Origin of the sequence: Eubacterium sp. 14-2, assembly GCF_000403845.2 — a bacterium.
Lineage (GTDB): Bacteria > Bacillota > Clostridia > Lachnospirales > Lachnospiraceae > Petralouisia.
The window spans coordinates 1313194-1335417 of the sequence record NZ_KE159568.1; the positions used below are offsets into that span (position 1 = coordinate 1313194).

The 22224-nt window shown below is 46.3% G+C and carries 22 protein-coding genes and 1 tRNA gene; 3 read left to right on the plus strand and 20 right to left on the minus strand.

All coding sequences use genetic code 11. The features are described 5' to 3' along the window. The 16 genes from C805_RS22880 to C805_RS22955 all read right to left on the minus strand — a co-directional run bounded on the left by C805_RS22880 (position 1) and on the right by C805_RS22955 (position 15825). A complete protein-coding gene (locus C805_RS22880; RefSeq protein ID WP_016216417.1) occupies positions 1 to 483 on the minus strand; it encodes a 6-carboxytetrahydropterin synthase in 483 nt (160 codons plus the stop codon). After that, positions 480 to 1538: a hypothetical protein gene (locus C805_RS22885; RefSeq protein ID WP_016216418.1), complete on the minus strand. Its 1059-nt coding sequence runs from the start codon at positions 1536 to 1538 to the stop codon at positions 480 to 482. Before C805_RS22885 ends, C805_RS22880 begins: the two co-directional genes overlap by 4 nt. A 13-nt stretch (positions 1539 to 1551) precedes the next feature. Next, positions 1552 to 2916 carry a TIGR03111 family XrtG-associated glycosyltransferase gene (locus C805_RS22890; protein ID WP_016216419.1) on the minus strand — a complete coding sequence of 455 codons (1365 nt, stop codon included), beginning with the start codon at positions 2914 to 2916 and terminating at the stop codon, positions 1552 to 1554. Next, on the minus strand, positions 2900 to 3499 hold the full coding sequence (gene xrtG / locus C805_RS22895) for an exosortase family protein XrtG (protein WP_016216420.1): 600 nt from the start codon (positions 3497 to 3499) through the stop codon (positions 2900 to 2902). Before xrtG ends, C805_RS22890 begins: the two co-directional genes overlap by 17 nt. Next, complete coding sequence (locus C805_RS22900) at positions 3500 to 5959, minus strand: 6-pyruvoyl-tetrahydropterin synthase-related protein (protein WP_016216421.1); 2460 nt, start codon at positions 5957 to 5959, stop codon at positions 3500 to 3502. A gap of 18 nt (positions 5960 to 5977) precedes the next feature. Further along, positions 5978 to 8209: a Firmicu-CTERM sorting domain-containing protein gene (locus C805_RS22905; RefSeq protein WP_016216422.1), complete on the minus strand. Its 2232-nt coding sequence runs from the start codon at positions 8207 to 8209 to the stop codon at positions 5978 to 5980. A gap of 37 nt (positions 8210 to 8246) precedes the next feature. Next, complete coding sequence (locus C805_RS22910; RefSeq protein WP_016216423.1) at positions 8247 to 8600, minus strand: 6-carboxytetrahydropterin synthase; 354 nt, start codon at positions 8598 to 8600, stop codon at positions 8247 to 8249. Between the two features lie 268 nt (positions 8601 to 8868). Further along, positions 8869 to 9132 carry a 30S ribosomal protein S18 gene (gene rpsR, locus C805_RS22915; RefSeq protein WP_016216424.1) on the minus strand — a complete coding sequence of 88 codons (264 nt, stop codon included), beginning with the start codon at positions 9130 to 9132 and terminating at the stop codon, positions 8869 to 8871. Positions 9133 to 9149: 17 nt separating this feature from the next. Beyond that, complete coding sequence (locus tag C805_RS22920; RefSeq protein ID WP_016216425.1) at positions 9150 to 9593, minus strand: single-stranded DNA-binding protein; 444 nt, start codon at positions 9591 to 9593, stop codon at positions 9150 to 9152. A gap of 17 nt (positions 9594 to 9610) precedes the next feature. Continuing rightward, the gene (rpsF, locus tag C805_RS22925) at positions 9611 to 9901 is read right to left on the minus strand and encodes a 30S ribosomal protein S6 (RefSeq protein ID WP_016216426.1); all 291 of its coding nucleotides are present in this window, start codon (positions 9899 to 9901) and stop codon (positions 9611 to 9613) included. A gap of 96 nt (positions 9902 to 9997) precedes the next feature. After that, complete coding sequence (locus C805_RS22930; RefSeq protein ID WP_016216427.1) at positions 9998 to 11038, minus strand: alpha/beta hydrolase; 1041 nt, start codon at positions 11036 to 11038, stop codon at positions 9998 to 10000. 84 nt (positions 11039 to 11122) lie between these two features. Next, a complete protein-coding gene (locus C805_RS22935; RefSeq protein WP_016216428.1) occupies positions 11123 to 11317 on the minus strand; it encodes a DUF951 domain-containing protein in 195 nt (64 codons plus the stop codon). A gap of 18 nt (positions 11318 to 11335) precedes the next feature. Further along, complete coding sequence (locus tag C805_RS22940) at positions 11336 to 12076, minus strand: NAD-dependent protein deacylase (protein ID WP_016216429.1); 741 nt, start codon at positions 12074 to 12076, stop codon at positions 11336 to 11338. A gap of 123 nt (positions 12077 to 12199) precedes the next feature. Then, positions 12200 to 13435, minus strand: a complete 1236-nt coding sequence (locus C805_RS22945) for an ABC transporter permease (protein ID WP_016216430.1) — start codon at positions 13433 to 13435, stop codon at positions 12200 to 12202. A gap of 19 nt (positions 13436 to 13454) precedes the next feature. Then, positions 13455 to 15149: an efflux RND transporter periplasmic adaptor subunit gene (locus C805_RS22950; protein WP_016216431.1), complete on the minus strand. Its 1695-nt coding sequence runs from the start codon at positions 15147 to 15149 to the stop codon at positions 13455 to 13457. Continuing rightward, positions 15139 to 15825, minus strand: coding sequence for an ABC transporter ATP-binding protein (locus tag C805_RS22955; RefSeq protein WP_196811105.1), 687 nt, complete (start codon positions 15823 to 15825; stop codon positions 15139 to 15141). The genes C805_RS22950 and C805_RS22955 overlap by 11 nt, the downstream gene beginning before the upstream one ends. Before the next feature lie 340 nt (positions 15826 to 16165). Between C805_RS22955 and C805_RS22960 the strand changes: the two genes are divergently transcribed. Next, on the plus strand, positions 16166 to 17140 hold the full coding sequence (locus C805_RS22960; protein WP_016216433.1) for a dipeptidase: 975 nt from the start codon (positions 16166 to 16168) through the stop codon (positions 17138 to 17140). A gap of 24 nt (positions 17141 to 17164) precedes the next feature. Continuing rightward, positions 17165 to 18013, plus strand: a complete 849-nt coding sequence (locus tag C805_RS22965; RefSeq protein WP_016216434.1) for a C40 family peptidase — start codon at positions 17165 to 17167, stop codon at positions 18011 to 18013. A 4-nt stretch (positions 18014 to 18017) separates the two neighbouring features. Here C805_RS22965 and cysK read toward each other — a convergent pair whose 3' ends face one another. Then, the gene (gene cysK / locus C805_RS22970; protein WP_016216435.1) at positions 18018 to 18944 is read right to left on the minus strand and encodes a cysteine synthase A; all 927 of its coding nucleotides are present in this window, start codon (positions 18942 to 18944) and stop codon (positions 18018 to 18020) included. A gap of 151 nt (positions 18945 to 19095) precedes the next feature. Here cysK and C805_RS22975 point away from each other — a divergent pair, with 151 nt between their 5' ends. Next, a complete protein-coding gene (locus C805_RS22975; protein ID WP_022751450.1) occupies positions 19096 to 19833 on the plus strand; it encodes an AAA family ATPase in 738 nt (245 codons plus the stop codon). A 103-nt stretch (positions 19834 to 19936) separates the two neighbouring features. Here C805_RS22975 and C805_RS22980 read toward each other — a convergent pair. The 3 genes from C805_RS22980 to C805_RS22990 form a co-directional block, all read right to left on the minus strand. After that, positions 19937 to 20010 (minus strand) — tRNA-Met (locus tag C805_RS22980). An 88-nt stretch (positions 20011 to 20098) separates the two neighbouring features. Then, positions 20099 to 21340 (minus strand): ABC transporter permease, encoded by a 1242-nt coding sequence (locus C805_RS22985; RefSeq protein WP_016216437.1) that lies wholly within the window; start codon positions 21338 to 21340, stop codon positions 20099 to 20101. Further along, positions 21337 to 22215 carry an ABC transporter ATP-binding protein gene (locus C805_RS22990; protein WP_016216438.1) on the minus strand — a complete coding sequence of 293 codons (879 nt, stop codon included), beginning with the start codon at positions 22213 to 22215 and terminating at the stop codon, positions 21337 to 21339. The genes C805_RS22985 and C805_RS22990 overlap by 4 nt, the downstream gene beginning before the upstream one ends. Positions 22216 to 22224: the final 9 nt, after the last annotated feature.

Here is a 22224-nt window from a genome sequence, read left to right on the forward strand (position 1 = left end):
TTACCACTTTCTGCTGTTTTCACCCATAATCCGGTCCACCACATATTCCACCACCCCGGAAATCTGCTGATTCTGCATTTTTCCTATCTGATCAATAAATTCCGGTTCATTTCGATGACTGACAATATAACTTCGGGTAGGCGTCTCGCTGCCCTCCAGGGAAACCAGTTCGCCTCCATGCTCCCGCAGCAGGGCCTGCAGATCATCATTAAAGTGATCCGTCACATTTTCAATAGTGGGGACAATAATATCAAAAGGTTCAATGGTATTTAAAATCTGATTCTGATACTTTTCCAGATACTGTTCAATCAGATTTTCAAAGGTGCGGAACTCCACAAATTCATCGCCGGCAACCACAATGGTAATCACAAATTCCCAGGTATGAGGATGCGTCTGCCCCTGTTTCCCGTTGATAATAATGTAATGGTTCATATTCAGATAAGATTTTAAACGATATTCCCGGTATAACCTTTCTTTCCTCACGCACCAGTCACCGCCTTCCAGAATGTATCAAACTGTGATTTATAACTGTTCATATTGTCTTCGCAATAATGCTCTGCCAGGCCATGTACATCCCAGTTTTCCAGAGACTCTATAATCCTGCTGCTGACGCTTTTCTCATACTGGACAAAAATCAGCAGCACCTGATTCTCACCCATGGAAAAACGCAGCACATTATTGTCCAGCACAATCTGCATATGTTCAAAAAATTCATCTCTGGCTTCCCTGGACTCTGTCTCAAACGCTGCAAAATGCAGAGGATAAGCGCCTTTTTTATCCAGAGTTTCCAGAAATTCATCCAGCACGCTGCTTTTAAATACATGCTTGCTGGCGCTGAAGGCATATTCCCGCTTCAGCTGTTCATCCAGAAGTTCAATCTGCTGATTCTGCCAGACCACCCGTTCCTCCTGCCGGTCAATGTAGAGGCTCTGTCTGGTAATTCTCTTTGACATAATCATACTCAGGATAATCAGAAGAGCCAGCACGATAGACAGAATGATAATAATGGCATTTCTGCACTCCAGTAAAACATTATCCTCCAGAATTACCCGGTCATAAGTCAGCAGGCAGATCCGGTACTGTTCTCCCTGCCATTCAAAAATCATACCTGACGCAATAAAACGATCATTGTCCAGATAAATAATCCGGTGTCCCACCTGATTAACGCCCAGACTGTTCATAAATGCAGAAGCAGTCTCCGTGGCATAGTAAGTACCGTCATGAAAGCCCTTGTAACGATTTGTTTCCGTAGCGCTCTTTACAAAGAGAATGGAATCCCCCTTGCTCAGTGTCCAGTATCTGCTGGCTGTGGAATCCAGAGAACTGATAATATCTGTAATGTCCTCATCCGTTCCCTCATTATCCAGACGATTAATCTGCTCCAGAATAATCTTCACATATCCGTCCTGTTCCCCGCCGTAAATCTCCAGAAATCTGGTCTCATAATTATTAAGCTGATAAACAATAAACACATCCGCCGCCATGGCAAAAAACACCACAATCACCGTCAGAATGAAAAAATTAAATTTATGTTTCATAAGCTCCGCTCACCTACTCATAATTTACTGCTTTCCGCATTTTCTGTAATAAATTCAGGGGTTTCCGGGCCTCTGTCTTTAATTCTTCCTCAAAATCCTTCCGCTCATCCGTCAGGGTCCGTGTTTTCCATGCACTGTCCGTATTGATGCTGTTAATCACACCTGCAAAGCGGATGAAGAAGATAATGAAATTGAAAAATGGAAGAAGCGGCACCACATACCAGTGCTTTCGATAATATTTCTTCAGATTGTCAAATTCTTTCAGGAATCCCACGGTGGAAAAATAATATAAATATCCGCTGATAATATAAAGCAGGAAAATAATTCCTGTGGAAACCAGAATTACTGTCGGTGAATAATTCATGCACATCAGGCAAATCAGCGCCAGATACCAGATCAGTCTGGGAAAGGCAAAAGTATGGTCATACATCAGTGTACGGACCATTACATTGGTAAACATTTTGTGGACTCTGAGATCTTTTTCCAGAAACTGATGGGATACCTCAAGGCTTCCCCTCTGCCACCGCTGCCGCTGGGTATAAAGTTTATTTACCCCTTCAATTGGATCCACACAGAATATGGCATTCTCACAGATATGCACCTTTATATGCTGCAGATAACGCATCTGAAACGTAATATTGGTATCCTCACAGATGGTATCCGTATTGTAAAGCTGGGATTTCAGCACAGCTGATTTCCGGAAAGCAGAAAAAGCGCCGGACAGGGTGTAAATAGAATTTGTCTCAGAGGCGTAATTCCGTCCCGCCAGAAATGCCTGGGCATACTCCATAAATTCCATTTTCCGCAGCAGCCGGGAAAAAATCCCCCTGTATTCCTCAATCATCTCCGGCATGGTAAGAATGGCTCCCGTCATACAGTCCACATCGGGGCTGGCCTCAAACTTGCGTACCATGTTGGTAATGGCATGAGGCTCAAACTGCCCGTCACTGTCCACATGGATAATATATTTTCCATCGGCGTTAAACAGGGCCAGATTCAGAGCGCGGGACTTTCCCTGTCTGGCATTCAGCCACTGCATCAGCAAATCCGGATACAGCTCCTGACATTTGGTATACACCTGAAAGGAATTGTCTTTTCCCTGGTTATTGACCAGAAAAATCCGCATTTTATCATTGGGATAATCACTCTCGCTGATGGATCTGATACATTCCTCCAGGGAATCCTGGGAATTATATACCGGAATAATCAGCGTGATTTCCGGCCAGATTACCGGATCCTCATAATGTCTGGGAAACAGTGTTTTCTTAATCAGAATCAGAAAACTTCCCAGTGAAGGAATAATTTCCATCACCAGCGGAATGATAATCCAGGCCGCCCAGAATAAAATTGAATTCAAAAAATTATTTATCACTGTCATAACTGAAACTTCCCACTTTCTGCTTGATAATCTGCGGTTTCGTGAACACATAAAAATACAGCATCACCGATAATCCGTAGAATACAAACCTTCCCACAAAGGTATGGGCGATATAGTACATATCAATTCCGCCAAAATAAATAATCAGGCAGATTACAGTAATACGCAGAGCATTCGCCAGTACCATCCCAATCACGCCCAGCACCCCGACATAAATCCGTTCATAAACAGTATAGACCTGATAAAACATCAGCAGTGACAGGTAAGCGATAATCTCAATGATTCCGGAGCACTCGAAATCTATTTTCAGTGAAATGGCGCCTGCGGAAGATTCCACAAAAATAACACCGTATTTATAATGGGCGCTGTAAACCCCGGCAATTTTTCCCGGAATACTGGCCAGCAGGGCCACAATCCGGGCCAGAGGCTGAGTCAGCACCGGCTGTAAAAAGATCAGCATCAGAATAAAGGCTCCCGCACTTCCAAAAAGAAAGTGCCAGAAATTCAGTTTGCTTTTTTTCAGTATGTGTAAAATAAACAGCCAGATTATCAGACCGGTCAGTCCCACCGCATATTTTATCATTTATCCCACTTCCTTCTCCGGCTGTTCTGTCTGCAGCCGGCGTTTGTGTACTGTATAAATCAGAATAAAAAGAGCTGCTGTCACTGTAACAGCAATCCCCCGGTTCAGATAAGGATATTTCAGTGAAATCACCGTAGTCCCCGACTTTACATAAGTCAGATGGTTTTTCGAATAAATATCCTGATCTGAGGTAAAACTGTCATGATATGCCAGCCCGGTGTTCACATCATCTCTGTCTGCAGTAACGGTAATGCGGTCCGACCCATACTGAACCGTATAAGGTACAATTTCCCGCTCCGGCAGCTCGTCCGAACTCAAATCCATGGCATGGCTTAACAGTCTTCCTACGCCTTCATCCTCTGTCAGCCCATAATAATAAGTAAGATTCAGGCCAATCATTACAATATTTTCATTTTTTACGGTTCCGTAAAAGGGCAGCTCCCACCCTTCATCCTTTACAGTTCCCCATACTTCATCCAGGCCGTCCAGATACACCGTGCTCCACTCCCGGTATCCATTGGGAAATAAGTCCGTTTCCAGTACCCCCTCTATGGTATCCAGATCCGGATAGCCCTGAGAAAAGGAAACACTGTTGCAGATGGCGCCCAGAAAACTCTGGTTCTGGCTGCCTCTGTCATCCGGGATTCCGTCCGCGGCTATGACAATATGCACTCCTGCCTCACTTAAATCCGTAATCAGTTTTTCCGCCGAAGCCTTATCGTCATAAGTAAAACCCGCCAGATAAATCAGCTCATAATCTTTCAATTCTTCAAAGGTAAATTCATTCAGATTAACCCGTTCCGTCTCTTCCATCACCGGAAACTGTCTGACAATGGAAGGAGCCGCACTGCCGATACCGATGGCTCTGTATTTCGTTATGGTGCCCCAGTTTCCTTCTGCATTCAGCTTATACAGACGGTAACTGTCGTTATGGGCCGCCATCTGATAGCCCACCCGTTCTGCCGCATGATCCATTTTCTGGAAAGGTGCTTTTGACGTATCTCCTATAATATCCAGCTGAACAATCACGGTATCGTTTCCCATTTCCAGGCATCGGTCGAACAGGTAGAGATAATTTCCCTCCTCCAGAGCACGATCAATCTGCTTTATATTGGTTATGGTGGCCGCAGATTCGTCTGCCGCCCCATACATCCCTGCCACCGGTTCTCCATATCCGGTTACCAGAAATGTGCTCATGGCTCCCAGGCTGCTTTCGTCCACCAGAGCCAGACGCTGCTCTGTGATTTCCTTTGCCTCTCCCACCAGTGTCTTATCTGACTGATCAGCCAGAATTATTTCCGGCAGCAGCCCGTTCTGACTGCCCAGAATCAAAGGCAGAGAAGGCAGTGCATCCAGAATCAGCAGTACTGAAAAAAATACAATCCAGCCCTTTTTCAGAGTATCCCAGACCAGAAAACTGAACAGCACCATACACAATGCCATGGACACCAGCCGCAGCATCAGCAGAACATGTCCTCCCGGCACCCTTACAAAAAGCAGATACAGAGTCTCAGACGTACAGATTAATATAATAATACCCGTCCAGAAACCAGGCATAGATTTCTTCTTACTTAAAAAGCCTCCAAAAACTGCCAGCAGTAAAACTGCCAGCCCGAAATACACGTCCACGCACCCTCTCTGAAAACGCGCCGCAGGATTAATGGACAGAAACATGCTCTGGAAAAATTCCTCCATAACCTCCAGGCTGCTCTCAGAAGCCACTCCTCCTGTTCTGGAGGGAATCAGCCATACGCCGGTGAGAAGAATTCCAAGTGCAAGTGCTATAAATATTTCAACACCTCTGTGCCAGTCATGACGAATCATTCCGTCAATTACAAAATAAATCAGAAATGCTGCCAGAAGGATTCCTCCATACTGAACATGGCACAGAGAAATAAACGCAAATATCAATGACAGTTTTGGCAGGGTATACCAGTGCCTCCACTGGAGATAATCATAAACCCAATATAGCAAAAGGGGCAGAACTGCAATACAGACAGAATGGGGCAGGTTACCCTCATAAAATAATCCAATCAGATTGTTGGGCATAAAAAACCACAATGCCCCTAAAAATGCTCCAAAATAAGGTCTTTTTACCTTAAAACCAACATAAAGCCATGAAACTGCGCCCAGAACGCAGATAAACATGACAAAAACAGGATATCCTCCTATGGGACTGCCGCCGAAAAATTCGCAGGCTGCCAGAAGATATACCGGGATGGGCGCCAGATAGCGCATCAGCTCCACACCATTATACCAGAGGGGATCAAACAGAGGCCAGAAATTCCCCTCACGAACAGCCTGGTACAATACATCTCCCTTGTAGAGATAACTCAGGGTATCCATCCCACTGGGAGAGATACCGCTGTTTTGAACTATATTTGCCACACCATATGCCAGTAACGCATAAAGAATGGGCATTAATACAATCAGATAATATGACTTTCTACTGTCTTTCAATGCCCATTCCTCCCATATTTATGCAGCTGCGGGCTGCAATTCATTTTTTTTTCTTTTTTTATACCAGAGTACTATTCCTACTGTGGAGATACAGAGAATTACACCTGCAATCGGTCCGGTAGAAGTACCTGCGGTAAAAATCCACTGCTGTCCGATTCTTCCAAACTGTGCTGAAATTTCCTTTAAATCTGTTTCGTCAACACCCAGCTTCTGAGCAACCATGGGCAGATCCAGATAAAACTCCATTTCATCCTTTCCATCTTTTCCCACTGTCATAATCATTTTTCCATACATCAGATCCATCTCGTGAAGGTTGTTGATATTGGCTGAAGTATGCCATGCATCTCTGGAAGCAATATGGAATTCATATGTACCTTCCGGAAGACCCATCAGCTGAGGATTCCAGTTAATATTTCCGCCTCCGTCCACTGTCACGCACATGGGATAAAATGCCATCTTCTGATCATAGCTTCCATTCTGTAAATCGCTGCGGCTCTGGTTAAATGCTATGGTAACAGCCGCCGTAAATTCTCCGCCTGCCTCTTCCAGATGCTGAGGCATGGTTGTCACTACATGACCGTATAATTTTCCATCGCTGGAATAAAGAGCGCCTTTTGCGTCAATCTGATCTTCCTGAGATCCTGCAGTAGCATACTCAATGGTGCTGTGTCCGTAATCTTCCCAGTCTTCATAATTACCATCATAATTAATTCCGTCAAAAAGATTTTCCAGATTATTTCCGCTGTCTTCCTGTAAGTTCATAATTCCACTGATGAACGGTTCACCCAGGTAAAGGCCGAAGGAAAGGCTTTCTTCATATTTCGGAAGCTGATCTTTCGGAATAGCCAGTTCCCATTCATCTCCCACATAAGATACCTGTGCACCGTTGACGCCATTGACTGCCGGCGCAGTTGTCAGCTGAATATCCGTTTCATAACCCAAATCCGAGGTAATAGCAAATTTACCATTGGAATGGGTACCTGCGCCGGAAGCATTGCTGCCCTTACCGTCTTTAATATAAATGTAAAACCAGTCACCATCATAAACTGCTGCAACCTGAGACAGACATTCCTTATGAGCATCATTGGGACAGGAAACCTCTGTCTTTGCCACCGCTGCCCAGTCAGAATAACTGCCATCAATGGTTATTCCTCCATAAACTGCCGGAACATCCACCACCACAGAATTACCGTCTACCTGTTCAATATCGCCGGCAGCCACAGAAGTTCCGCCAAACGTAAGGGTAAATTCCGGACTCTGGAAATAACTGAGCGGTACTGCAAATTCCACTACATAAGGTCCGGGGTTATTTCCATGAGCACTGTTTTTCACTGCAACATCTGCAGCCACATTCCCCCAGTAAGCATTTTTCACCAATGTTTCGCCGTTGCCTGCCGTTACGGAAAGAGCGCTGTTCTCACCTGTGGAACCATCCGGATATTCAAACTGGAAAACGTTGCCGCTGCCGGCAAATCCATAATCCCATTCCGTTGATGCTGTTCCGGTATAGCTGAAGTAAAGGGTATTTCCATCAGGAGAATATGCAACCTTCCAGGAATCCACACCGGATGCACCGGAGGAACGTGAAGTTACTTCTGCCCAGTCAGATAAATCTCCGTCAATCTCAATCCTGCCGCCTACCGTAGTCAGGCTGTGGGCTGCAACAGCTTCCAGATCTTCCTGGGGTTCATCCTTTTCTTCCGGGGTAACTTTTTTATCATCCTTATCTTTTACATCATCTTTTTTATCATCATCCTGATTTTCTCCGGGCTGTTCCTGACCCTCTTCCGGCTGTCCTTCCGCAGGATTCTGTTCGGAATCCGTACTGTCTGCCGGCGGTGTCTGCTCATTTCCCTGTCCGCCTGTGGTTCCGTCGGAATCCGTACTGCCCGCCGGCGGTGTCTGCTCATTTCCCTGTCCGCCTGTGGCTCCATTGGAATCCGTACTGTCTGCCGGCGGTGTCTGCTCATTTCCCTGTCCGCCTGTGGTTCCATCAGAATCCGTACTGTCTGCCGGCGGCGTCTGGTCATTTACCTTTCCATCTGCCGCCCCGGTATCTCCGTTTTCTGTTCCTGTATTTTCCGTTCCGGTTTTACTGTCCGTCTCATTATTGGCGGTTCCGCTTACTTCTTCTTTCTGCTGAGGTACCGTACCGCTCACTTCCGCTGCCGAAACCGGCATTCCTGATAAGAGAAGTGACAAAGACATCAGACCTGCCACCGTACCTCTGAAAATCCTTCTGGCTTTCATAAAAAATCCTCCCTTGCAAATGATCATTGACTCCGTGTTAAAATGTTTCTTCAACTATCGCATAAATGCGCAGAGGCGTTTCGCTGATTTCAAAACGGGCAAATTTCCAATGCTGCTCTTCCAATGCGTGTTTCACTTTTCCATAAAACACCTCGCCTAAATGCTCAATGCTGGTATCTCCTTCAAATTCCGGATATTCGTTTAAATATTTGTACTGATAAGGCCCAAACACCTCTTCCAGAATGGAGTTCATACTGGCAAACTCCAGAAAGTCTTCCTCCATCTGCCTTGCAACAATCTCAATCTCAATCAGATGCTGATGTTTGTGCTCTATCTTCCCGTCAAAACTATGCTGCATACATAAACGATACTTTAAACGATGGTATTTCATCCGATTCTACCTGCCCATACTCGTAGTTCTGCCTTCTGTCATATGTTCTGGACTATATTATATCATACGCAAGCAAAATTTTTCAATCCCAATATGACTCAAATCTTTCCTGTTTTTTCAATATTAGTCAGACATTTCCTGCCTTTTGTAAAAAAAGAATGCGTATAACGCCACAGGATTTTCCTGTAAAATAAAAAACCAGCCATCCCACGATGACTGGTCATTTCCGCAAATCCTGTATTCAGACAAAATTCCGATTTTCCGAAACTTAATCTGTAACATAAGGCATTAAGGAGATATGCCTTGCTCTCTTGATGGCAACGGTAAGGGCTCTCTGATGCTTTGCACAGTTGCCGGTAATTCTTCTGGGAAGGATTTTTCCTCTCTCAGAAATATATCTCTTTAACTTGTTGGTATCTTTATAATCAATCACGTTATCTTTTCCACAGAACACGCAAACTTTCTTTCTTCTGCGCATTCCGCCTCTCCGCTTCATGGGAGCATCGCCTCTGTCTGTTTTATTATAAGCCATTTTCATTACCTCCTGTTCTAATTAAATGGCAGCTCTTCATCTATCCCGTCAGGAATATTCATAAAACCATCTCCCACAGCCGCACTGGGGGCGGGTCTTGCGGCCGGCTGATATCCGCCTGCCTGTCCTTCGGACGCAGCTTTGCTCTCTGCAAATTCCTGCTCCTCCACCACCACATCTGTGGTATATACTTTCTGTCCGTCCTGATTGGTATAGCTTCCGGTCTGAATCCTTCCGGTTATGGCAATTTTGGTTCCCTTATGAAAATATTTTTCTGCAAATTCGCCGCTTCTGCCAAAGGCAACACAATTGATAAAATCTGCGGTCTGCTGGTCATTATCACGCTTAAATCTTCTGTCTACAGCCAGTGTATATCTTGCAACTGCCGTTGCCTGCTCACCCTGTGAGTAACGGACTTCCGGATCTCTGGTCAGTCTGCCCATCAGTATCACTTTATTCATCTGATCTCCTCTTTGTATTACGCTTCATCCTGTCTAACGCATAAGAAACGAAGTACATTGTCCAGAATACGCACACGTTTTTCGATCTCTGCCGGACAATCTGCGTTTGCATCGAACTGAATAAAGTAGTAGAAACCTTCTCTCATTTTCTGAATTTCGTAAGCTAATCTTTTCTTACCCCATTCATCCACGTTGGTTATCGTACCGCCGAATCTGGTAATGTATTCTTTTGCTTTCTCTACCACTGCGGCTCTCTCTTCATCTTCGATTTTTGCATTAACAACAAGCGCTAATTCGTATTTGTTCATGCTCATCGTACCTCCTTTTGGTCTCCGGCCCTCAGTCTGCGCTGAGAGCAAGGATAAACTGTTATATCACGAATTAATATCATAACACAACCAAACTTAATTTTCAAGAACTTTGTCCAAAAATCTTTCGATTGTTCCATAATATGTATCCGGGTCCTTATCCTGTGTCTGTCCGTGTCCCGCATCCTCCACAATCAGCAGCTCTTTCGGGCATTCTGCCCCTTCATATAAATCTTCTGCCATCTGAACGGATATCATGGCATCGGAACTTCCATGAATAAACAAAATGGCTATTCGGCTTTTCCGAACTGCTTCCAGAGCAGAAGCGTCTTTCAGATTGTAGCCGCCCCGCAGCCAAAGCATCAGACAGGCCGAATCCACCAGAGGAAATGGCGGCAGGCCGAACCATTCTCTGATTTTCTCCCCGAACATACTGTAAGCATCTGTATAGGAAGAATCAGAAACCACAGCCCGGACATGTCTGGGCAGATCTTTTTCTCCTGCCATCATCAGAGCAGCCGCTGCTCCCATGGACTGGCCGTGAAGTATAATCTGTGCCTGACTGTCCTGGGCAATTATATGCTCCAGCCAGAGCATACAGTCAAAATGGTCTGTCCAGCCCATACCGATAAAGTCTCCCTGGCTTTCCCCCTGACACCGCAAATCCGGCACCACCACATGATAGCCCTGTTGGTGATACCAGAAGGCAAAGGGATACATTTCTTCTTTCCAGCCCGTATAGCCGTGAAGCAGAAGTACCCAGTTATGGCTCTCCTGTCCGGTCCTTTCCGGCGAATGAGACTTTTCCTCTGCCGGAAATTCTTCCGCAATCAGCCTGTAACCATCTTCTGTTTCCACAGAAATTTTTCTGTGCTCTGCTGTCTGAAGCCATGCTCTGGTGTCTGCCAGCGCTGCCTGACGGTTTCCCTGAATGTCCGACGTCTGTACCTGAGCCGCGTAACTTTCTTCCGTAATCCGTTCAAAGGCTTCCAGTTTTTCCATAAAAGAGGGAACCAGAGCGGCGCTCACCAGAAAATTAACCATAAGGATATAAAGGAACAGCAGCAGGATTATGATAAGGCCTGCCGCTATGACAGTTTTTTTCCTGTTTTTCTTTTCTTTCGCAAATTTTCTCATGTTTTTCCGTTCCAGATTATGTGTTTTCAATACATATTATACGGTATCTTACCGCAATTTACATCCGGAAAAAAATACCTGTTTCTATTCGTCTGACTGTTTCCGGATTCCTCTGGTATTCTTCTCCACCAGTTTTCTGGCCATCATCACCTGATGGCCGCAGCCCAGGCATTTCAGACGAAAATCTGCTCCGATCCGCAGAACCTCCCATTCCTGGCTGCCGCAGGGGTGCTGCTTTTTCAGACGGACGATATCTCCCACTTCAAATGGTACTGGCATACGATTTCCTCCTGATTCTCAGACTGTAATTTTTCCAAACAGTTCGCCAATGCTCTCCTGCAAAACAAGATCTGCCATACTGTCTCTGGGGGTGGGGGTTTTGTTCACCAGCACCAGTTTATTTCCCTGATAGTAATCCACCAGTCCTGCTGCAGGATATACGGCCAGAGAAGTCCCGCCGATTATCAGCATATCAGCCTGGCTGATATAGTAAACTGCCTCCTGTATGGTCTGATTGTCCAGCCCTTCTTCGTACAGCACCACATCCGGCTTGATTTCCCCGCCGCACTCCTGGCAATGGGGCACGCCCTGGCTGTTCAGCATGTATGCCGCATCATAGAGATGATGGCAGGATTCACAGTAATTGCGATGTACGCTTCCGTGGAGCTCCAACACTTTTCTGCTCCCGGCAAGCTGATGAAGACCGTCAATGTTCTGGGTAATCACAGCTTTCACCTTACCTGCCGCCTCCAGCTCAGCCAGCTTTTTATGAGCCATATTCGGCTCTGCATTCAGGCACAGCATTTTATCCCGGTAAAACCGATAAAATTCCTCCGGATTCTGCCGGTAAAAAGTATGGCTTAATATGGTTTCCGGAGGATAGTCATACTGCTGGTTGTAAAGTCCGTCCACACTGCGGAAATCCGGAATTCCGCTCTCTGTGGAAACGCCTGCGCCGCCGAAAAATACAATGTTGTCTGACCGGGCTGTCATATCCAGAAATTTTGCTGTTTTTTCTTCTCTGTCCTGATTTGCCATGCTGGTTCCTCCTTTTTCCTGTCCTTTTTCCTGTCTGCAATGTATTTATTGTACCACATCCTCTTTCCCATTAAAACCGTTTTACCCAGAGTAACTGAATTTATCTGTCAGTTTTTTTCCTCTCTAATTCCTCCGCAGAGCCTCAATGGGGCTCAGCTTTGCCGCTTTTCTGGCAGGGTAAATGCCAAAGAATACACCGATTCCGCAGGAAAACAGCGTTGCTCCCAGAATGGTACTGACCTTCAGGCCGGGATGGATAACACTGCCCATGGAGGAGCTCATCAGAGCGCAGGCTCCCACAGCGCCAAGAAGTCCCAGAAGAATGCCGATTATGCCGCCCGTAATCGTAAGAATTGCCGCCTCCGCCAGAAACTGCATCAGAATGGAAGATGTTTTTGCGCCAAGGGATTTGCGGATTCCGATTTCTCTGGTGCGCTCCGTTACAGACACCAGCATAATATTCATAACGCCGATTCCCCCTACAATCAGAGAGATGGCTGCCACACAGGAAATAAATGCGGTTACAATCCCAAGGACTCCGTTTAATTCTGCTATCATATCCTGAAAACTCTCAATCTGGTAATAATCCTCTCCGGCACACTGATGCCTGGTTTCCAGCAGATGAATGATATCTTTTGCCACTTTTTCTCCGCTGGCTTCTTCTCCTGCAAACACGGTGGCGGAATAAAAGGAATCACTCTTCCAGCCGAAATTTTCAAATGATGTGTAGGGCACATCCAGAGACACAGGCATCCCCTCATAAGTATAACTGACAAATCCGCTGTTTTCTTTCTGCTGCATTACGCCCACAATACGGTAACTGCCTGTTATTCCGTTGACTGTCAGCTCAATGTCCATGCCCACCACATCGTCAGATCCAAAAAGACGTTTCGCATCGCTGTCTGTAATAGCACAGACCCGGCTGCCTTCTTCCACATCCGACTCCGTAAAATAGGCGCCTCGCTTTATATTATAGTTCACAGATTTCTGCAGGGCTTCGGATCCACCCTTTAACTGTACGGTAAATTCCCCTTTTCCGGTTATGGTGGTTCCCAGCGCACTGTCATAGGGGGTTACTCCTTCTACCCCCTCTGTCTGTTCCTGAATGGCTTTTAAATCCTCCGGCGTAATCCATTCTTCTGCCTCCTCTGCGTCCCCGCTGCAGTATACGCTGATCTGACCAGAGCCAAGGGCAGCCACCTCAGAATTCATGGCGTTGGCAGCTCCGTCTCCCACAGCCATGACCATAATGACTGAGGCAATCCCGATAATAATGCCCAGCATGGTCAGAAAAGAACGTCCTTTGTTGGCAGTAATATTTTTAAATGCCATTTTAATATATTCCATCATATTTCCCATAATGATACCTCAAAACTTTCTATTTCTCCCCTGCGGGAGCTTCCTGTTCTTCCTGGACATCTCCGCCTGCTTTTTCTTTCAGAAGAACCTGTTCGCCCTCCTCATGATTTCCCGGATCTGTAATCACCTGCTCTCCTTCTTCCAGTCCCTCTGTAATCTCCGCACATTCATTTGAAGTCACTCCGGTGGTTATCTTTCGTTTCATCAGAATACCATCCTCACACACCCAGCAGAACGTTCCGTCTTTTCCGATATTCACCGCTTCTGTTGGAAGAATAACCACCTCTTTTGCTTCTGCCGCCAGAATTTTCACTTTGGCATCCACACCCAGAAATATATTTTCATCCGGGTTATCCAGATGTATCGTGGCCTGGATTCCGGCGGAAGCCACAGCCGCCTGATTGGCGCCGGCAGTCCCCATTTCGGCAATCCGGCTGATCCGGCTGACTGTCCCCTGATACGTCTGGCCCGCAAGGGTAATTTCTGCCTTCTGCCCCTCTTTTACTTTGTCGTACACGTTTTTGGACAGAGTCACTTCCACATTTACATTATCTATACTCTGCAGGGTAAACAATTCCATACCCTGAGAAACCGTGGCTCCCTCCACTACCTGTTTATTTGAAATCACACCGTTAAATTCCGCTGAAATCCCCTGCCGGCCTTCCAGAATCAGCTCTTCTAATGACTTGCTCTCAAGCTCTGCCAGATTGTTGTTGGCCTGCATCTGCGCCCTTGCCTCACCGCTTAAAGTTCCTCCGTCCATTTCTGCCATGGATTTCCGGCTTTCCAGTTCTGTCTCCAGCGAAGCCAGTTCTGCCTGAGCTGCTTCCAGCTTCTGCTGCAGTTCTCCCTTTGCAGAAACTTCTGCTCCGGAATCTGTCAGAGCGGACTGCAGCGCCTCAATCTGGTCATTCAGATTGCTGACTGACTCCTGGCTGGTTTCATAAGCTCCCTTTGTCTGAGCCAGCTTCTCATTGGCTGAATTGAGAGTTTCCCGTGCGGCTTCCAGCTCCTGAGGATTTCCTGCTGCGGCTGCCGCTTCAAAATTTACCTGTGCAGTCTGCTGCTCCATCTGAGCTTTTTCATATTCTGTTTCTGACTTTTCCAGCGCCTTTTGGGCTTTCTTTAATTCTTTTTGCAGTGATTTCAGCCGGGCCTCCAGTTCTTCCCTCTTCTGTTCCTGCTCTTCCATCTGAGACCGGGCTTCTCCAGCAATTTCAGCCTGCAGATTCTCCAGTTCCTGCTTTTTTGCATTTACCTGGGCCTGCAGAGCATCAGCCTGAGCCCTGGCCTGAGCCTGTTTTATCGCTGCTTCATTGGATTTGTTCACAGAATCCTGATACCCAAGCTGGTTTGCCCTTACCGTGAGTTCTGCTTTCTGGTTCTGGGCTTCCAGATCTCCCACATCAAAGGTCACCAGTTTCCGGCCTTCTTTTACCAGGTCTCCCGTCTGAAATTCTGCTGTTTCCACCTGGGCATTCACCGGGGAAAAAATGGTTTTCTGTTCTCCGCTGACCACTGTTCCATTGGTTTCCACGGTTTCTGACACATCTCCCCGTTCTACAGTTACAGCCTCCACCTTCATGGCTTCTGCCGCCGCTTCCTTTGTGCGTCCCGCATTATTTATTACCATCACCCCGAAAAGCACCCCTCCGATTACAACGGGAATCACAATTTTCCACACTTTTTTATTTTTCATCACTTTATTTTTCATTGTCTCCTCCTGTCCGCTCCTCATTCCAATAATCTTCCACTATTCTGCCATCCAGAATCCGTACCACCCGTTTTGCCTGCTCCGCAATTTCGTTGTCATGGGTAATGAGAATCACGCTTCTTCCCGCTCCATGCAGCCCTTTTAAAATTTCCATAATCTCCTGTGTGGATGCAGAATCCAGATTTCCCGTGGGCTCATCGGCCAGTATCACCGGAGGCTCCGCTGCAATGGCCCTTGCAATGGCTACTCTCTGCTGCTGTCCTCCTGACATTTCTGCGGGCCTGTGGGTCATGCGTTTTTCCAGTCCCACCTTTACCAGAGCTTCCTTTGCAAGCCTGCGGCGTTCGCTTTTCCCGATTCCCCGGTAAATCAGGGGAAGTTCCACATTTTCCAGGGCATTCAGATTTGCAATCAGGTTAAATCCCTGAAAAATAAATCCTATCTCCTGATTACGGATTTCTGACAGCTGATTATCCTTCAGAGCAGATACATCCCGGCCATTCAGATAACAGGAACCGGAAGTGGGAACATCCAGACACCCCAGCATGTTCATAAGTGTGGATTTTCCGGAACCGGAATGACCGATAATGGCCACAAATTCGCCTTTGCTGATTTCCAGATTCACATGATCCAGAGCCCGGACTTCATTCTCACCAGGATTGTAAACTTTGCACATGTCCTGAATTTTGATTAAACTTTCCAACCTGCTTCCTCCTTTTTCTTTTTCTGTATAAAAATGTAATACGGATGTTTTAAATTCATTTTATACTATATTACTGAAAAGAAACTTAAGGTTTTCTTACAATTACCTTACTTGCACTGTATTTTTGCGTCTGATATTCCTTACATATAAAACCAAAGGTGCTTTTGACACCCTGATCATATAAACGAATTATTTTCAGGAATTTCTTCAAAATTTTTCCATTAATGTAGTATAATATCTGTAAACACTCAGGCTTCAGACCGGAATGACGGAACCGAACGGTTTATAGATTGATAAAAGGAGACGATTGCCCATGAAAATAACAGATATGCACTGTGACACCATTTCCCGCATATATCAGGAACGCAGACAGGGAAAACATCCGGTTCTGCGCAGCAATTCTTTTCAGACAGATCTGGAAAAAATGAAACAGGCCGGATACCTGCTTCAGAATTTCGCCATGTTTCTGGACATCGGGCAGACCTCCGTTCCTTATCAGAACTGTAAGGAACAAATCCGTCTGTTTCTGGAGGAAATGGAAAAAAATCAGGATATCATCAGAATGGTCACAAATTACAATGATATTATGGAAAATCAGAAACAGGGAAAAATGTCAGCGTTGATGACTCTGGAGGAAGGGGAGGCCTGTGAAGGAAGTCTTGATAAACTCCGGGAATTTTACCGGCTTGGCGTGCGGATGATGACTTTTACCTGGAATTATCCCAACAGCCTGGGTTTTCCCGGCGAACCTGCCGCCAGCCATCTTTCCCAGTCTCAGGGCCTGACGCCCAGAGGCATGGAATTTCTGGAGGAAATGGAACGTCTTGGCATAATTCCTGATGTGTCCCATCTTTCAGACGCCGGAATCCGGGACGTATGCCGTCTTGCCCGAAAACCTTTCTGTGCCAGCCACTCCAATGCCCGTTCCCTCTGCCGGCGGGGACGGAACCTGCCGGATGAATTTATCCGGGCCATCGCAGAAAAGGGAGGCGTAATCGGCGCCAATTACTACGGGCCTTTCCTTTCCAACACACCTAATGTTCTGGGGTGCTATTACGGCTATGTCAGGGATATTGCGGCACATATCCGGCATATCACAGATGTGGGAGGCATAAACTGTATGGGGCTTGGTTCTGATTTCGACGGAATTGACAACAATCTGGAAATGAAAAACTGCACTTATCTGGGACTTCTGGAACAGGAGCTGAAAAAATGCGGATTCCATGAGAGTGAAATTGACAGGATTTTTTATCAGAATGTACTGGCCTTTTATAAAGAAGTGTTATAATTTTATCAAATACAGGAGGGTTATATGTACACAGCCATTGTCACCGCTCCATCTGCTTTTCTTTTCAGCTATCCTGCTGGCGGAAGTATCACCGATGAACTTTTGTCCGGATGGCTGGTAACGGTACGGGAACAACGGGGAGATTTTCTGAAAATCACCACACAGTACGGATACACCGGATGGCTGAAGTCCTGGGCTGTCCGGCAGATTTCCCCGAAAGAATCTTCTGTCTGGGATATACAAAATCAGAATACCTGCAAAACCCTTCTTCTCTGCCGGGGTACCACAGATATTCTGAAAGAACCAAAGGTGCAGGCTTCTGTTCTGTGTACTCTGTTTATGGGAAGCTCTCTGCTGTCCCTGGGAGCCCCCGAAGGGGGCTGGCGGCCCGTAAAAACAGCTGCAGGAATCTGCGGGTATCTTCCTTTCTGTTCCCTGCAGCCCTGTCCTGTTCCCGTTCCTGTCTGCTGCCTTTCCGCCTCTGAACAGCAAAAACTCCGCGCTGCCGTTATCCGTTATGCCTGCTCCTATCTTGGAACCCAGTACCGCTGGGGCGGAAAAACCCATGAAGGCCTTGACTGTTCCGGTCTTACCTTTATGAGTTACTATATGTGCGGAATTCTCATTTACCGGGACGCCGCCATTGTGGAAGGCTATCCCGTTCATGAAATTCCCCTGTCTCAGATACAGCCTGGGGACCTTCTCTATTTTCCCGGCCACATAGCCCTCTATACAGGAAATGATAAATACATCCATTCCACCGGCAATCCCGCCAGCTTTGGCTGCGTAATCAACAGCCTGAACCCTGAGGATAAAAATTACCGGGAAGACCTGGCATGCAGCCTGACTGCTGCGGGAAGCGTGTTTCCATGATGTTTTATCTGAACAGAGGAGTGGAAAAATACCGCTCTGCCGTATCCGGCAGAATGGTCACTACTGTTTTGCCTTTTCCGAGTTTTTCGGCCAGCTTTAAGGCAGCTGCCACATTGGTTCCGCTGGAAATACCGCACATAATACCTTCTTCTGCGGCCAGACGCCTGGAAGTGGAAAGGGCTTCTTCATCGGTTATAATGCAGACCTCATCATAAATTTCCTGGTTGAGAATCTCCGGAATCAGACCGTCCCCGATTCCCATCTGCAGGTGGGTACCGATGGAGCCGCCGGAGAGAATGGCCGCATGTTCCGGCTCTACCGCCCAGATTTCCATATCCGGATTCTTCTCTTTGATGGTTTCTCCTACTCCGGTAATGGTACCGCCGGTGCCGATGCCGGAACAGAATCCATGGATGGGGCCGTCTGTCTGCTCCAGAATCTCAATTCCGGTCCGGGAACGGTGCACTGCCGGATTGGCGGGATTTTCAAACTGCTGAGGTACAAACACCCGTGGATTTTCTCTGGCCATGGTGAGAGCTTTCTGGAGGCACTCTTCGATACATGCGCCAATATTCCCGGCGTCATGAATCAGAATCACCTCTGCTCCGTAATGTTCCACCAGCTTACGTCTTTCTTCACTGACAGAATCCGGCATAATAATTTTTGTCTCATATCCCCGTACTGCTCCTACCAGCGCCAGGCCAATGCCCTGATTGCCGCTGGTGGGCTCCACAATAATGGTATCTTCTTTAATCAGGCCTTTTTCTTCCGCATCCTTTATCATATTGTAAGCGGTTCTTGTCTTGATGGAACCTCCCACATTCAGCCCTTCAAATTTCACCAGCACCTGAGCGCTTTCCGGCTCTGTCATGTGGTTCAGACGAATTAAAGGCGTATTGCCCATTGCTTCCAGTATATTATCATAAATCATAATCTCAGATCCTTTCTGTACTCCTGCAACAAAATATCTTTCAAATTATAATATGTATTCTCTGGAAATACAACAACCATTCCGTTGATTTTTAATATTATTTCCCTTATACTTATCACAGTTAAACCAGACAGGAAAGGCTGTGACACCCATGAACGATAAATTTATCCGAAGTCTTAAGATTGACTGGAACAAAACGGATCCTGATTCCTGGCTGCAGAACATTCCGGCTCTGCGGCAGATTCACACGCTGGAATTCCGGAAAAACATCACCATTTTCGCAGGAGAAAACGGGACCGGCAAATCCACCCTTCTGGAGGCCATTGCCACAGCTTACGGATTCAATCCGGAAGGGGGAACTTTAAACTATCGGTTCAGCACCTTTGACGATGTTTCTGAATTAAATCAGAGCATCCTCCTGATGAAAGGATTCCGACGGGCTTCCTTCGGCTGTTTTTTCCGTGCGGAAAGTTTTTTTAATGTGGCAGCCAAAGCGGAAGATTACCGGGGTTTCACTCCAAAAGAAATTTATTATGCCCGGTATGGCGGAAAATCCCTTCACGAACAGTCCCATGGCGAGAGTTTCCTGGCATATTTCCAGTCTTTTCAGGAAGCAGGACTCTACCTGATGGATGAACCGGAAGCCGCCTTGTCGCCTCAATGCCAGCTCAGCCTGTTTCTGCAAATCAGTAAAATGGCGGAAGCCGGTTCTCAGTTTATCATGGCCTCCCACTCCCCCATACTTCTGGGCATACCTAAAGCAGACATCCTTTCTTTTGATGAGGGGGAAGTAAAACGCTGCAGTTATGAAGATACAGAAAGCTACCAGGTGATGGAAATGTTTATCAACCACAGAGATACACTGGTAAAACGTCTGCTGGATGAATAGAACAAAATGAACTTTCACGCTAAAGCATGAAAGTGTTTTCCTGCAGAATAAAAAAGCCTCTGAAGCAATTCTCTCCACTGCTTCAAAGGCATCCTTTTTAAAATTGCGGGGGCAGGATTTGAACCTGCGACCTTCGGGTTATGAGCCCGACGAGCTTCCAGACTGCTCCACCCCGCGTCAACACTTTTCATATTATACCCCATAATATGGTAAATGTCAAATTTTTTCCGATACTTTTTTCCTAAATATCTGTTCTTATCAAATATTACCGGACCTGATGATTCCGAAAACTGCGGAAAATCCACCAGGACAGCAGCCCCATCAGACACAGATATACCGCCGGCACCCACTGAAAAAAGTAAAAATAATGATTCCCCACAGAAATAAGCTGATGAGCCGCCACGCTTCCTGGAAATACCATGGAAGAAGGCATACTATTTATAATCATAAACAACAGACGATGTCCATTTACCGCATAAATCAGAACCACAGGTACAAAGATAAAAGCAAAACTTACAATAATCACACCAAAGGGAGATTTCATATTTACGGAGCAGAACAGGACAAACATGGAGGTCATGCAGGTGGAAATCACACAACAGCCTGTGATAATTCCCAGAAATTCCAGCAGGTTTACCGGAAGGCTCAGATAACATCCCGTAAGACTCACCTGTATGGGAAGATTCCAGTCTCCGAGCCCGTATATTGCCTGAATTTCCAGTAACAGGATACCGCTTAAAATTACAGACGAAAAAAACGCAAAGGAAATTCCGGTCAGGAGCTTTGCATAAATCAGCTTATTTTTTCCATAGCGGGAAGACAGTACCAGTCCGTCCATATGAGACGTATATTCTCCCGCAAACATGGGGGCCAGGATAACAGCTGCCGCAAAAGCCAGTAAAATAAAGTCTGAGGCCAGTATCTGGAAATAACTGTCATATCCCAGCATATTTCCATAAGCGTAGGGTGTTTTTATCTGCTCATTCTGTTTCATGTGAAATGCCTGTTCTCCCTCAGAGAGCTTCTGGTCTTTGCCTGTATATTCCATCATGATTTTACGGATTCTGTAAAAATCTTCTGCCGTCATTTTTTCCTGGTCAATTTTGCCCACCTGCATTTCCATCATATTCAGCAGCATGTAAAAATTATCATAGGGAGCATAATTTTCATAATACCTCATCCAGTATTCTGCCCTGTTTCCCTTTGCCTGTTCACTGTAAAGCAGCTCCTCCTGGGGCTGCAGCAGGGATTTTGATATTTCTTTCTCTTTGCGGAAAAACTCTTCGTTCAGCTCTCTGATTTCCAGGTGCTCCAGAGCTTCCCGCTGTGTTCTGATCCTCTGGTAATGACTGGCTGTTTTTTCTCCATCTACATAGTAACCCCCGATGATACCGCCAAAACCGGAAATCACCGCCCACACAAAAACCAGTATCAGAGCAATCCAGGTGGAGTGTTTCCGGAAAATTTTCTGATATTCATATCCTGTCAGATACATGATTTCTCTCATAATGTTCCTCCTTCCTGTCCTTTTTCACTGAAATAATAAAGGTACAGGTCTTCCAGTGTAGCTTCCGCCAACCGGGCCGATTCCGCCGGTTTCTTCCCGCATACCAGGCGCAGCAGGATTCCTTCTTTCTCCCGGCGCATATTCAGAACCGGATATTTCCCGGTCAGATTTTCCGCCTCCTGACTCTCCAGGGTACATTCCCAGACCTTTCCCTGAATCACCTGAATAATTTCTTCCAGGTTTCCCTGATGAATGACAGCGCCGTCTTTCATCACCAGAATTACATCTGCAATATGCTCCACATCCGATACGATATGGGTGGAGAGGAGTACAATCCTGTCATTTCCAAGTTCTGAAATCAGGTTCCGGAATTTTACACGCTCTTTGGGGTCCAGCCCGGCGGTGGGCTCATCCAGCACCAGTACCTCCGGGTCATTCAGAAGGGACTGAGCAATGCCAAGACGCTGCTTCATGCCTCCGGAAAAAGTTTTGACTTTTTTTCGGGCCACAGGAGTCAGATCTGTCAGATTCAGCAGCTCCCGCACCTTTTCTCTGGCCTGCCTTTTTGGAATGCCTTTCAGCGCCGCAAGATACATCAGAAAATCCATGGCGGAAAACTCAGGATAATATCCGAATTCCTGAGGCAGATACCCCAGAACGTTGCGGAAGGCTTCCTCTCCCGCCCTTTTTCCGTCATAGAAAATCTCGCCGCTGTCCGGTTTCAGAACGCCGCACATCATACGCATCAGGGTGGTTTTTCCTGCACCGTTTGCTCCCAGAAGTCCGTATACCCCCTTTTTCAGGGTAAAAGAAACACGGTCCACCGCAATTTTATTTTTATACTGTTTTGTCACCCGGTCAAATACAAGTTCCATTTCTTCCTC